General features: G+C 56.7%; 13 protein-coding genes. 2 read left to right on the top strand and 11 right to left on the bottom strand.

Annotated features, from left to right (window positions below; all coding sequences use genetic code 11):
• Nucleotides 1-28 precede the first annotated feature (28 nt).
• The 9 genes from D460_RS0115965 to D460_RS36420 all read right to left on the bottom strand — a co-directional run bounded on the left by D460_RS0115965 (nucleotide 29) and on the right by D460_RS36420 (nucleotide 6,462).
• The gene (locus D460_RS0115965; RefSeq protein WP_018899576.1) at nucleotides 29-757 is read right to left on the bottom strand and encodes an amino acid ABC transporter ATP-binding protein; all 729 of its coding nucleotides are present in this window, start codon (nucleotides 755-757) and stop codon (nucleotides 29-31) included.
• Nucleotides 741-1,394: an amino acid ABC transporter permease gene (locus D460_RS0115960; protein ID WP_018899575.1), complete on the bottom strand. Its 654-nt coding sequence runs from the start codon at nucleotides 1,392-1,394 to the stop codon at nucleotides 741-743. Before D460_RS0115960 ends, D460_RS0115965 begins: the two co-directional genes overlap by 17 nt.
• A gap of 7 nt (nucleotides 1,395-1,401) precedes the next feature.
• Complete coding sequence (locus tag D460_RS0115955) at nucleotides 1,402-2,085, bottom strand: amino acid ABC transporter permease (RefSeq protein ID WP_018899574.1); 684 nt, start codon at nucleotides 2,083-2,085, stop codon at nucleotides 1,402-1,404.
• Nucleotides 2,086-2,125: 40 nt separating this feature from the next.
• On the bottom strand, nucleotides 2,126-2,881 hold the full coding sequence (kduD, locus tag D460_RS0115950; RefSeq protein ID WP_026283212.1) for a 2-dehydro-3-deoxy-D-gluconate 5-dehydrogenase KduD: 756 nt from the start codon (nucleotides 2,879-2,881) through the stop codon (nucleotides 2,126-2,128).
• Between the two features lie 4 nt (nucleotides 2,882-2,885).
• Entirely contained in the window at nucleotides 2,886-3,722 is an 837-nt protein-coding gene (gene kduI / locus D460_RS0115945) for a 5-dehydro-4-deoxy-D-glucuronate isomerase (protein WP_018899572.1), read from the bottom strand.
• Entirely contained in the window at nucleotides 3,719-4,489 is a 771-nt protein-coding gene (locus D460_RS0115940) for a GntR family transcriptional regulator (protein WP_018899571.1), read from the bottom strand. Before D460_RS0115940 ends, kduI begins: the two co-directional genes overlap by 4 nt.
• Before the next feature lie 528 nt (nucleotides 4,490-5,017).
• Nucleotides 5,018-5,275, bottom strand: a complete 258-nt coding sequence (locus tag D460_RS33180; protein ID WP_037111452.1) for a DUF982 domain-containing protein — start codon at nucleotides 5,273-5,275, stop codon at nucleotides 5,018-5,020.
• Between the two features lie 298 nt (nucleotides 5,276-5,573).
• On the bottom strand, nucleotides 5,574-6,008 hold the full coding sequence (locus tag D460_RS0115930; RefSeq protein ID WP_018899568.1) for a response regulator: 435 nt from the start codon (nucleotides 6,006-6,008) through the stop codon (nucleotides 5,574-5,576).
• Nucleotides 5,989-6,462, bottom strand: coding sequence for a hypothetical protein (locus D460_RS36420; protein WP_196809340.1), 474 nt, complete (start codon nucleotides 6,460-6,462; stop codon nucleotides 5,989-5,991). Before D460_RS36420 ends, D460_RS0115930 begins: the two co-directional genes overlap by 20 nt.
• Before the next feature lie 505 nt (nucleotides 6,463-6,967).
• Here D460_RS36420 and D460_RS0115920 point away from each other — a divergent pair.
• Both D460_RS0115920 and D460_RS0115915 read left to right on the top strand, forming a co-directional pair.
• A complete protein-coding gene (locus D460_RS0115920; protein ID WP_018899567.1) occupies nucleotides 6,968-8,122 on the top strand; it encodes an HlyD family secretion protein in 1,155 nt (384 codons plus the stop codon).
• A gap of 1 nt (nucleotide 8,123) precedes the next feature.
• Nucleotides 8,124-9,731, top strand: coding sequence for a DHA2 family efflux MFS transporter permease subunit (locus D460_RS0115915; protein ID WP_018899566.1), 1,608 nt, complete (start codon nucleotides 8,124-8,126; stop codon nucleotides 9,729-9,731).
• A 387-nt stretch (nucleotides 9,732-10,118) separates the two neighbouring features.
• Here D460_RS0115915 and D460_RS0115910 read toward each other — a convergent pair whose 3' ends face one another.
• Nucleotides 10,119-10,640 carry a 2'-5' RNA ligase family protein gene (locus D460_RS0115910; protein ID WP_018899565.1) on the bottom strand — a complete coding sequence of 174 codons (522 nt, stop codon included), beginning with the start codon at nucleotides 10,638-10,640 and terminating at the stop codon, nucleotides 10,119-10,121.
• 117 nt (nucleotides 10,641-10,757) lie between these two features.
• On the bottom strand, nucleotides 10,758-11,906 hold the full coding sequence (locus D460_RS0115905; RefSeq protein ID WP_018899564.1) for a GGDEF domain-containing protein: 1,149 nt from the start codon (nucleotides 11,904-11,906) through the stop codon (nucleotides 10,758-10,760).
• Nucleotides 11,907-12,190: the final 284 nt, after the last annotated feature.

The raw sequence follows: 12,190 nt of genomic DNA, 5'->3' as shown, positions 1-12,190 counted from the left end.
CGGTGTCACGCAGGTCCTCCTCCTAAGCTCATAGCTCTTCAGCCATGAACTCCTTCAGTTCCGGTGTCTGCGGATTGGAGAGGATCTCTGCCCCTCCGGTCTCCCAAACCTTACCGGTATGCATGTAGATGACGCGATTGGCGGCCCGCTTGGCGAAGCCCATCTCGTGGGTGACGACGATCATCGTCATGCCGCCACGGGCTAGATCTTCCATGACGCGCAACACTTCACCGGTGAGTTTCGGATCGAGCGCCGATGTCACTTCGTCGAAGAGCATCACCTTCGGCTGCATCGCGAGCGAGCGGGCGATAGCCACGCGCTGTTGCTGGCCGCCGGAAAGCTGTTCGGGATAGTTGTCGAGCTTATCCAACAGGCCGACCTTGGCAAGAACCTGCTTGGCGATCTCATAGGCCTGGTCCTTGCGAATTCCCTTCACGCGGCGCAGCGCCAGCATGATGTTTTGTGCGACGGTCATGTGCGGGAAGAGATTATAGCTTTGGAAGACCATGCCTATATCACGGCGAAGCGCGCGCAGATCGAGCTTCGGGTCCTCGACACGGTGGCCGCAGACCTCGATCGTCCCGTCCTGGATCGTCTCTAGCCGGTTGATGCAACGCAGCGCCGTGCTCTTTCCGGATCCCGACTGGCCGATCAGGGCCACGACCTCCCCGGTATTGATTTCGAAGGACACGCCCTTCAGCACCTCGAGGACGCCGAAACGCTTGACGACATTGGTGAGCTTAACGGCGGCCGGCATTGAGTTTCCTCTCAAGCGAACGGCTCCAGACCGACAAAGGATAACAGACGCAAAAATAGAAGAGCGCTGCGATGCCGAAGACCAAGAACGGCTGGAACAGGGAGTTGTTGATGACCTGCGCGGCGCGTGTCAGCTCCAGGAAGCCAACCACGGAAGCGAGCGAGGTATTTTTGACGAGCTGAACGAGAAAGCCGACCGTTGGCGGTGTCGCGATCTTCAGCGCTTGCGGAAGGATAACGTCGCGCAACGCCTGCCAACGGGTTAGGCCCAGGCATTCCGCCGCCTCGAATTGCGTCTTCGCGATCGATTCCACCGCGCCGCGCCAGATCTCGCCGAGATAGGAGCTCGAATACACCATCATGCCGAGGCCGGCAGCAACGAGCGGCGCCACCGCCACACCAAATACGCCGAGGCCGAAATAAAGCAGAAACATCTGGATCAGCAGCGGTGTGCCTTGCACAATCTGGATATAGATTAGCGCCGCGCGCCGCAGCCAGCGGAAGCGGGAGACGCGAGCCAGCATGACGAAGAAGCCGGCAATGCCACCGAGAACGAAGGCAAGTGCCGAGAGCACGACGGTCCAGAGCAGGCCGTCTACCAGATACAAGAGATGGTTGGTCGAAAACGCGCCGAGCATCGTTACCTCACACACCAAGCCCGAGCCGGCGGCGGCGCGGGAATGCGATGAGGCCGAGCGCGAAGAAGGCAGCGCGCATCAGATAGGTGATCGCGATATAAAGAAGCGCAACGACGAAATAGGTCTCGAGCGAACGGAAAGTGTTCGACTGAATGTTGTTGGCGACCCCGGTCAGCTCTTCGGCCGAAATCTGCGAGCAGATCGACGTAGAAAGCATCATCAGGATGAACTGGCTGGAGAGCGAGGGATAGACGCGTTCGATCGCCGGCAGGAGGATGATGTCGCGGTAGATCTGAAATTTCGAAAGGCCGAGTGCTTCGGCCGCCTCGATCTGGCTAGGATGGATCGAATCCATCCCGGCGCGGACGATCTCGGCGGTGTAGGCGCCGACGTTTATAACCATCGCGAAGACCGAAGCCGCGATGATCGGCAGCCGCAGCCCGATCGACGAGAGGCCGAAGAAAATAAAGAAGATCTGCACGATGAACGGCGTGTTGCGCACCGTTTCGATGTAGACCCCGACGATGCCGCGTAGAATGCTTGAGTTCGAGCGGCGACCCATCGCGCAGGCCAGGCCTATACTCATGCCGATGATCACCGAAAACATAGTTATTTCGATGGTTGTCAGTGCACCGGACAGGAAGTCCTGCCAGTACGGCAAGAGTGCACGAAAATCGAACTGATACTGCATAACTCCTCCGTCCGCAGCGGGTCACGCTGGCGCTAATGCCTTATCGTGCAAGCCAGCCACCATCGACCGGGATAACGGCGCCGTGGACGTAGTCGGATGCTGCCGATGCAAGGAACACGGCGGTACCGCCAAGCTCCGATGGCGAGCCCCAGCGTCCAGCCGGAATGCGCGCTAGAATGGCGGCATTGCGGTCTGGGTCTTCGCGCAGCGCTGTCGTATTGTTTGTCGAGAAATAGCCGGGTGCAATCGCGTTGACGTTGACGCCCTTGCCGGCCCATTCACAGGCGAGCAGTCGGGTGATCCCTGCAAGGCCGCTCTTTGAAGCTGTGTAGGATGGTATGCGGATGCCGCCCTGAAAGGATAGCAGCGAGGCGATGTTGATAATCTTGCCGCTGCTCTTTTTCAGCATGTGCCGACCCGCAGCCTGCGATAGGAAGAATGCCGTTTTCAGATTGGTATCGATGACTGCATCCCAATCTTCCTCGGTAAAGTCGATCGCATCGGCGCGGCGGATGATGCCGGCATTGTTGATCAGAATGTCGAGGCCGCCGAATACGGAGATGGTTTCTGCAACGATATCTTTGACCGGAGCGATTGTGCCAAGATCCGCCTTGATCGCGTGGAAGCGGGAACCTGTCTTGTTGACCAGCGCTTCGGTTTCCTCCATCGATGAACGGCCAACGGCAGAGATCGAAGCACCTGCCTCAGCGAGCGCGATGGCGATGGCCTGACCGATGCCGGTATTGGCGCCGGTAACGATGGCGGTGCGGCCCGAAAGATCGAAGGGATTGGCCATCATCCTACCTCAGATCCGCGATGGCGATATGATCCATGTCGGTGAAGCTCTTGTTGTCACCGGCCATGGCCCAGATGAAGCTGTAATTCTTGGTGCCGGCGCCCGAGTGGATCGACCAGGGCGGCGAGATGATCGCCTGCTCGCTGGCAACCAGTATATGACGGGTTTGCTGCGGCTCGCCCATGAAATGAAAGACGCGTTGTTCGGCTTCCAGATCGAAATAAAGATAGGCTTCCATGCGCCGGTCATGCGTATGGGCCGGCATGGTGTTCCAGACGCTGCCGTCGTCGATCATGGTAAAGCCCATGGTCAGCTGGCAGGACTGGCAGACCTCGGGGTGGATGAACTGATAGATCGAACGCTTGTTAGCGGTCGCCGCCTCGCCGGGTGTCAGATGGCGCGCCTTGTCGCGCGTCAGGAGCACGGTCGGATGGACCTCATGTGCCGGCGTCGAGACCAGATAGAATTTCGCGGGCTTGGCAGCATCAACACTTTCGAAGCGGACATCCTTGGCGCTCTTGCCGACGTAGATGCAGTCGTATTTCTGGAGCTCGTGGCGCTTGCCATCCACGACCACCCAGCCGACATCACCGACGTTCAGAGCGCCAAGCTCGCGTTCAGCGAGAAAAGTATCCTGGCCGATCTCCCTCGGCGCACTGAGTAAAAGCCCTTCATCCAGAGGCATCGCGCCGCCGATGACCATGCGGTCATAGTGGGAATAGGTGAGACGGATCTCGCCGTCTTCAAACACCCTTTCGATCAGGAAATGGCGGCGCAGTGTTTCCGTGTCAAAGGCGCGGACGGCGTCTGGATGGGACGCGTGCCGGACATCGATCTTCATAGGTTTTTTCCCTTCTCTTCAATAGATGCCAAGGGAGATGCAGCATCCTCGACAAAGTAATTCGGGTCCCAGATCTCGGCCTTCTCGACTTCGCCGAGCAGTTTGCCGAGATGGAAGCTCATAGCGGCGGCAGCGCCAGTCTTGTCTCCGGCTTTCATGCAATCGATGACTGCCGAATGCTCCTCGATCACGCGGGCGAGACGTCCTTCCTGTGGGAGCGTCAGCAGGCGGTAGCGATCTGAATGGATTTTGACCTGCTCGATGATTGACCAGATCCCAGGGAAACCGGAGATAGCGCTGATCAGCTTGTGAAACTCGTTGTCGACGACGTGGAAAGCCGTGACATCGTCGTCGTGCACGCAAGCACTGAGATCGGCCAGATTGCGTTCCAGTGCGCGGATACCTGAAGGTGTGATTTTCTCGACGGCAACAGAGACCGTGGTGTCCTCCAGCGCCTTGCGCACCAGGATTGCCTCGTAAAGCGCGCGGCGCGGGATGCGCGAAACAAAAGTGCCGGATTGCGGAAAGACATCGACTAGACCGTCGTCGGACAGACGAAGGATTGCCTCGCGGATGGGCGTGCGGCTCACTCCGAACTGAGCCTCCAGCTCTTTTTCATTCAGGAGGTCCATCGGCTTTCGGCGTAGTGAAATGATATCGTCGCGCAGCGAATTGTAGACAATCGTCGCTGCGCGCGGGGCCGTTGCGCGCTGATGCGAGATCTGTGTTACGCCCGCAAGCGATCGCCTTCTACGCGCCTCGCTCATTGAGCGGCGTCCCGCATGCCTGCGAAAAAGTATCCGACAGTATTCTCCACCTGATGCCACCTCCCACTGGCAAGAAAGTAGTATATTAGTATCCAAGCTTTCGCAAGCGCCCCGTCGCCCGCCTTAAGATAGGGGTGGTCCCGGTGCCAATCGGGAGCGCGTATCGCAAGGAACGTCGTTGTCAGGTGGTGGCTGATAGTGGGGCGGGGACGAGCCCCTGTCCAAATGCAGACGTGACCTGACATTCAATGAATGAAGCGTAAGCGTTCGGCGTTTAAAGCTCTGACGGCCAAGACCCCATCGTCAAATCGCAGCTCATCTTGCGCAACTTCGAGATGCTCAAGGTTGCGGCAAGAGCCAACCGCTGGAAGTTTTTAGGCTGAAAGAATCTGACGTATCAAAGCCTGCGGTGGTCCTGCACCCACAGCGCCCGGTGCAACACGGTCCCGACCTGAACTTGACGCTGTTGAGCGTGAGGGAAGAGCAAAAATTCGAATTCGTGTCTCGAAATAGCCGGAAAGAGGGGCATCAGGCCCGCAACCCGGTGGTTTCCGCGAGGCTTCCGTGACGCTTAAGAAATCGGCGAAAGTTCTCTGCCACCGCCGAATCTGGCAGATTGCCGGTGATCGCCTTTCGGCATGCACCGATCATGACATCGTAAGTGATGTCACGCTGATCTTGGGGCCAGTCGTTGAGAAAGTCGAGCACATCATCCACACTGGCGATCTTTCGAACATAGTTCTCGAGCTGCGCAAAGATCGCGCGCTCGAACATTCTGCGTGACATGTGTTCTAACCTTAAAAGTTTGATGAGGTGTAACTAAGAAAAAAGCGGATGATTTCAGGCCGCTAGGTCCTTTTTCATCATCTTGTGGATGGCGCCGATGACCCGCAAATCCACAAATCAACCGGTAAACGCAGATCTATCAGTAATGAAAGACCACAGCAGTCGAAAAGACAGATGTGAACCTTGTTGAGATCCTCGCCTGCGCTTCCTCTTCCGTGCTTGATCCAAGAGGGAGCGACGGTTAGCGATGTCGAGCTTAACGTTGCTACTCAGACACAGCCCTGGTGGCGCGCTTGTGTTAGAGCACGCGATGTTTTCCGCGGATGATTTTGACGTCCTCAGCGAGGACGAGACTTGTGGGAGGCGGAAGGTCCGACAGCCCGTCGATCACACCGGAGAGATAAGCGATTGCGCTTTTCATTCCAGCGACTGTGTAAGGCTTTTCGATAGCGCCCAGAGCTCCCACGAAGTCGTTCGGAATTTTTTTTATATTACCGCTTACAAAAACGAACGGGATGCGCTCACTGGCCAGATCGCGGCCCACATCGATCCCTGTGGGCCCATCCTGCAGTTGAATATCAACAAATGCGAGCTCGGGGCGCTCCAGCGAGATAGCCGCCTGCGCTTGGCTTCTTGACATCGCGATTGCCGTCACATGATGGCCCGCCCGCTCAACTTCACTCTCAAGCTCAATCGCGAGGAGCATTTCATCTTCAACGATAAGTACTTTCAAAAACCATTCTCCTGCGCGGTGTCTCCACCGCTGGTGTAACGTCAATTTTACATCGATGCCGCTCGATCAATTTTTCGATCTCTGCACCGATGTGTTCTGCTTGGTTCTCAACGAAGGATGCTACTAATTTCGGTCTCGTCGTTAACGCCGAATGGAAGACGTCCGAGCCCGCTGCGATTGTTTCGCGTATACAAGCTGCGCTCTCGCCGCTGCTTCCCCGTCGTGAAAAAACGACAATTACGTGCCCCAATCGCTCCCGTGAAATTGCCCGCCAGTCTTCAAGCGTCCTGTTGCAGAAGATAATCGGGCTGTCTTCGTGACTTGGGTCCGTGCTAATCATCGGCAGGCGCGTTGCTTTGAACGCCGAAGCGAAGGGATCCTCGCGAAGGTGTCGCGCGACCAATCGTTTGCCGGCTTCCTGCGCGTCAGATCGTTTCTGTTCGTTATGCTGCATAATCTTTTGGTCTTAATTGTAAACGAGCAATGATCGAAATCGCCGATGGCTTCAATGGTTTCAACTCTCAAGGCGAGATGGGAGGGGCGTTGAATTTGTAAAGGGTAAGATTGGATATTGGACGCACAAGGCGCTCAAGTCGTCCTATGGATGCCCGAGGCCGGCCAAGCCTAGTCGTTCAGCCTGTGGCGCCGGGAAAGCCGCAGTCGTTTAGGGGCGAGGCAGTAGGTCTTCTCGGCACCGCAGGGCGTGATCGCTTTGGTTGACGAGCTGTCCGGCCCACGTTGACTGCCGGTCAATGCGATGCTCACCCAGAAACAGGACTTCACTGGGCGTGTCCGGTTCGATGGTGATCACACCCATCAACTCGAGCATCTACCGACTTGGATCGGGGGCGTTCGGATGCGTCAGGACCCCAAGAGAATCGCGCTTAATGATCCTGAGGAACTGATGGAGGCGTGTTGCGTTTCTTGGGCTGTCCTTTTCTTAAAAATCGAGAGCCGCCGTGACCCAGACCGAGCGCAACAAGACGCAACTGGATGAAAACAATCAAGTAGAAAAGCGCGAAGACCTGCAATCGAAAAGGCCCGACAGTGGCACCCCGCAGCAAGAAGCGAAGAAGGCGTCGATAATCCGTCGTCATCCGCTCGCAAGCATCATGATCGTGGTGGCCCTGATTGTCGTTGCTCTGATCGGCTATTTCGTCTGGCTAGTCTATTTTCAACCGTATGAAACCACGGATGATGCTTTTGTCGATGCGCGCAGTTTCTCCGTTGCCGCAAAAATTTCCGGCTACATTGCCGACGTACCTGTAAGCGATAATGAGCGCCTCAGCGCGGGCGCCGTTATTGCCAAGATCGATCCGCGCGACTACCAGATCGCGCTTGACCAAGCGAATGGCCAGATAGGCGTTGCTCAAGCCGCCATCTCGAGTTCTGAGGCGCAGATTGCGGCAGCAGGGGCTGCAATCGAAGAAGCTCAAGCTCAACAAGCCTCCAGCGCAGCCGCCCTTCAATACGCCAAGGACGAAAACGACCGCCAGCAGGAGCTCGTCAAAAGCGGGGCAGGGTCCCAGCAAGCAGCTCAGCAGGCCGCTTCAAGTCTTCGCCAAAGCCAGGCTAGCTACGCGCAATCGCAGGCAAGCGTGACCTCGGCCATCAAGAACCAGAACTCTGCCAAAGCCCAAAAGGCGAGTGCAACCGCGAGCCTACAGCAAGCGCAGGCACAAGCTGAAGCCGCTAAGCAAAACCTGCTTTATACCCAGATCACCGCGGCTCAACCCGGTCGAGTGGTCAAGCTTAGTGGCTCGAAAGGCCAGTACATTCAGGCGGGTCAAGCGATCGCGATGTTTGTTCCCGAGGAAGTGTGGGTGACCGCCAATTTCAAGGAAACGCAATTGGCCGATATGCGCCCCGGCCAGCCGGTTGACCTTGTCATTGACGCTTACCCGGATCATGTCTTGAAGGGTAGGGTTGATTCCATCCAGCCTGGATCGGGCACCGCCTTCTCGTTGCTCCCGGCGGAGAATGCGACCGGCAATTACGTGAAGGTTACGCAGCGCGTTCCGGTGAAGATCACGGTCGATAGCTGGCCGAAAGATGTTGCTATAGGCCCTGGCATGTCGGTCGTCCCAACCGTCACGGTCCGGCCGAGGAGCTAAGATGGCCAGCAATGCAATAACTGCGAGCTCGCCAGCGGACATGCCTGGCACCCCCAATCCGTGGCTCATCGCTATTGTCGTGTCTATAGCGACGTTCATGGAGGTTCTTGACACTACGATTGCCAATGTCGCTCTCCGGTACATTTCGGGAGGTCTGGCCGTTAGCGCCGATGAAGCGTCCTGGGTGATCACCACCTACCTTGTGTCAAATGCAATCGTTCTTGTCGCATCGAGCTTCATCGCGAAACGCTATGGCCGACGGCGCTTCTATTTGCTTTGCCTTGCCACCTTCACAGTTTCCTCGATCTTGTGCGGTCTCGCCTGGAATCTAGAATCTCTCCTCATCTTTCGGATGATCCAAGGGTTCGCGGGTGGGGGAATGGTGCCAATATCACAATCAATCCTCGCTGATTCCTTTCCGCCCTCCAAGCGCGGCCAGGCATTTGCGATGTTTGGCGTCGCCGTCGTCGTCGCACCCGTGATCGGTCCCACGCTCGGAGGCTACCTCTCGGATAATTTTTCCTGGCACTGGTGTTTCCTGATCAATGGCCCGGTGGGTTTCTTAGCTTTCTTTCTTGTGTACACGTTGGTTAAGGAGCCGGAAGCGCTTAGAGAGGAGCGCGCGCGAATGCGGGAGACCGGTACACGCTTTGACATTACTGGCTTCCTGCTCGTTGCCACTTTTCTCGGGGCTCTCGAGTTGGTTCTCGATCGCGGCCAGACGGAAGACTGGTTTGGCTCAGGCTTTATCATAACCGCTTCCGCCATTTCAGGGCTGGCGCTTTGCATCGCTATTCCATGGCTACTAACGAGGGCCAACCCTGTGATCGATCTTCGACTGCTGGCAAGCCGTCAGTTCGGTGCCTGTGCAATAGTTATGTTGGCGACTGGCGCTATTTTGATCGCAACGACGCAATTCGTGCCCCAGGTCCTACAGACAAGCTTCGGGTACACGGCGACCTGGGCGGGCCTAGCATTGTCACCAGGCGGGCTTGTCACAATGTTTATGATGTTTGCCGCCGGTCGGCTCACATCAATATTCCAACCAAAATATCTCATCGCGGTCGGCATGGGGATCATCGCGCTGGCGATGTGGGATATGACGAGACTTAACGCAGATTTGAATTTCGGCTTCTTCGTCTGGTCCCGCCTCTACCTTGGTCTTGGTCTACCCCTGATCTTTATTCCGATCACCGCAGCATCCTACGATGGGCTGAGGCCCGATCAAACGGACCAAGCCTCAGCACTTATCAACGCGGCACGTAATACTGGCGGGTCCATAGGGGTCTCGATCGCCTCGAACGTGCTCGCACACCGAGAGCAATGGCATCAAAGCAGGCTGGTCGAAAATATTGTTCCGTCGGACCCAGGGTACCTCAACAGCTTCGATCAAGCCACCCGGTTCTTTGTCGAGCGCGGGTCGAGCTTATTGGACGCGCAGTCCCTGGCGAGCGGGTGGTTGGCAAAACAAGTGCAAACGCAAGCGAGCTACCTTGCCTATATCGACGTATTCAAGGTGCTGATGGTCATTTCGGTTTGCATGGTGCCGCTCGCACTCATTTTGCGGCGCATCGACCTCAAACAGGCAACGGAATCCCAGGGGCATTGACATAACCGCAGGCAACGAGAGACTTTCTTGTTGGCCCGGAGGTCTCTCATAGTCATCGCGTAAAGAAGACGCTCGGACCTGCGAGACCCCTGCTTCTCTCGCACGCGCGGCTATCGCAGCTATTTCAATCCACGGATGTTCGTCATATCGCCACGGCGACATGGCCCAATCACCGCGTCAAGCCACTGCAAGTGCGCCCCGCAGGGTCACACGAACCATAGCACTCACGATGGATGCCCACCGGGGCATCCGCCTAGCGCGCCAAGCCATGCGAGAAGTACAAACGATGCGATCGCAACGTAACAACTGAGATATGGGGCTGGCACGATCAAGGCTACGATCAAATGTGGAGGAACGCCAAACCGCTTTCGCTCTTAAGAACTGCATTCAAAATGGCGCTCCTGAGAACGTCACGGATAATTCCGGTGCCCACGGACCGCCAAGGTATCTCCACAGATCAAGCCCCGGGGCCATTATTTCAAGCGCTTGAAATTTGCTCGATAGTTCCTCATACAGGCTGTCTGCCCTGGCCTTGGACGTCTTGTTCTGGATCGTGATGTGCGGTTGCCACTTTCCCATGTCCTGAGGGCCGAGCCAGTGGTTGAAACGTCGTTTCAGCTCGTCGCGCACGATGGTCAACGCGAGGCTTTCTATGGCAAAGGCGACGCCGGCTCCAAGATGACGAATACCGGTGACATTTGCTACGATGGGGCTTTGATGCTCGCAAACGCTCTGCAGGTCGCGTACGATCTGTTCAAAGTACTCTCCCGGAAGCCGGTGAAACATGGTCAGGTGCGCGCGCAGGAAGTTGCGTTGCGGGGGGAAATGCGTCTGGCGGAGATCGTCAAACATCTGAAGATCGGCCTCGGCAATCCGAGCGGTGAGGATCAGGGGATGGCGTGTCTTCAATTGCGTTCTGCCCTTCCTCGTTTGGAGCAGGGGATTGTTCGAGAGCGCAACCGCTCGCCTCGGTTGACGCCACCACGACGGCCTTTCGCGGTGGATGCGAGAAGCAACGGTTGCGCCTCACGCTCTACCAAATGCGATCTTCACCCTGTTCCGGCCGGCGTTCTTGGCCTCGTAGAGTGCCATGTCAGCTTTCCTGTGGGCTTCGGCGATGTTGGCGGGAGAGGTTAACGACGCGACGCCGAAACTTGCGGTGACTTGCAACGTTGCGGGCAGGCCCGGCAGCGTCATCGTGGCTGATCTTAGTGTTTGAGCAAGCCCAACGGCCATATCGGTCTCGGTGTCGGGAACGAAGATTGCGAATTCTTCGCCTCCGATACGCCCAGCCACCGCATGCGGCGGCAAATGGTGAAGCAGTTGTCGGCCAAACTCACGGATGACGAGATCTCCAGTGTGATGACCGAACGTGTCGTTTATGGTCTTGAAGTGATCAAGGTCGCATAAGATGATCGCATGCTTGCCATCAGGAGAACGCTCAAGAATAGATTGAACTGTCCTCTCGAACCGCCTTCTGTTGAAAAGGCCCGAGAGTGTGTCGGTGTCTGACTCGTCCCGCTGATCAGACATGATCTCGAGGATGAGCGCGGCTAGAAGCGTCAGGCCAACCGCGACGACGAGCACTGCCGTCATGCTCTGTGAAATGATAGCGTAATCGGTATGAACGTAGTCGCGAGCCGAAGTGCCAGCTCCAGCAATCACCGCTAGCCCTGCCTTGGCGAAGAAGTGCAGGCCTGTGATCAACAGGAGAATACCAAGAAACCTGTCGATCGAGGAGCGTTTGCGAAAGGGCAGAACTGACGCCGCGCTCACCAGAAGCACGATTGCAAACGGGGTCTGATATAGAAAGGCTTGTAGTGGCGTGCCACGATGAAGATCAAAGATGAGATAGGAGAGGCAGACGCTCGCTCCCACGAACGCGCAAATTATCCAGCCAGCCAGCCGCTTTCGGTAAAGGTCCCCAATTCCCATGCCCAGCAGGACCATGCCAATCAGAACAGATGAGAAGGCGCCAAGAGCCCAAAGCTTCGGCATGAAGCCATAGGCAACGAGCAGTTCGCAGATGGCGGAAAGCGAGGCAACATTATAGCCTGCGCCAATCCAATACGCTGGTCTACGCGAGCGGCTATGCCCGGCCACAACGACAAAAACCACACCAAACGACGCGGCGATTATGAAGTTCACCACCAGGAGAGATGCCGCGCCGTTCATTATATCTTCATTCTAAATATCGCACTGGGTGTGATTGGACACCCTAGACGCAAAAGGTAAAGGCTTTTTTGCGGCGGGCACACTCATGCCAACGGCGCTTGCGTTTAAAATCATTGCTGTCTGCTGTGTGCGAGGCTTCTCGACATCGCGTGGAAATTTCGTGGCTTCACCAATCCGCGTCGATAGCGCATTGGTCGGCCAGGCAATCACAATCGCCGGCGATCTTGTCCAAATCAAGCGTTAGGATTGCCTGCCGCAACGTCCGATCGACGCTTTCGGTCTGC

This window comes from Rhizobium sp. 2MFCol3.1 (genome assembly GCF_000377565.1).
GTDB lineage: Bacteria > Pseudomonadota > Alphaproteobacteria > Rhizobiales > Rhizobiaceae > Rhizobium.
The sequence above is the reverse complement of the archived record's forward strand: the minus strand, read 5'-3'. Positions and strand labels throughout refer to the sequence as shown.

Bases quoted from the DNA above. Each gene is read 5' to 3' on its own strand.
- D460_RS0115960 (WP_018899575.1), bottom strand. From the start codon at position 1,394: ATGCTCGGCGCGTTTTCGACCAACCATCTCTTGTATCTGGTAGACGGC.
- D460_RS33180 (WP_037111452.1), bottom strand. From the start codon at position 5,275: ATGTCACGCAGAATGTTCGAGCGCGCGATCTTTGCGCAGCTCGAGAAC.
- D460_RS0115955 (WP_018899574.1), bottom strand. From the start codon at position 2,085: ATGCAGTATCAGTTCGATTTTCGTGCACTCTTGCCGTACTGGCAGGAC.
- D460_RS36420 (WP_196809340.1), bottom strand. From the start codon at position 6,462: ATGCAGCATAACGAACAGAAACGATCTGACGCGCAGGAAGCCGGCAAA.
- D460_RS0115965 (WP_018899576.1), bottom strand. From the start codon at position 757: ATGCCGGCCGCCGTTAAGCTCACCAATGTCGTCAAGCGTTTCGGCGTC.
- kduI (WP_018899572.1), bottom strand. From the start codon at position 3,722: ATGAAGATCGATGTCCGGCACGCGTCCCATCCAGACGCCGTCCGCGCC.
- D460_RS0115915 (WP_018899566.1), top strand. From the start codon at position 8,124: ATGGCCAGCAATGCAATAACTGCGAGCTCGCCAGCGGACATGCCTGGC.
- kduD (WP_026283212.1), bottom strand. From the start codon at position 2,881: ATGGCCAATCCCTTCGATCTTTCGGGCCGCACCGCCATCGTTACCGGC.
- D460_RS0115940 (WP_018899571.1), bottom strand. From the start codon at position 4,489: ATGAGCGAGGCGCGTAGAAGGCGATCGCTTGCGGGCGTAACACAGATC.
- D460_RS0115905 (WP_018899564.1), bottom strand. From the start codon at position 11,906: ATGAACGGCGCGGCATCTCTCCTGGTGGTGAACTTCATAATCGCCGCG.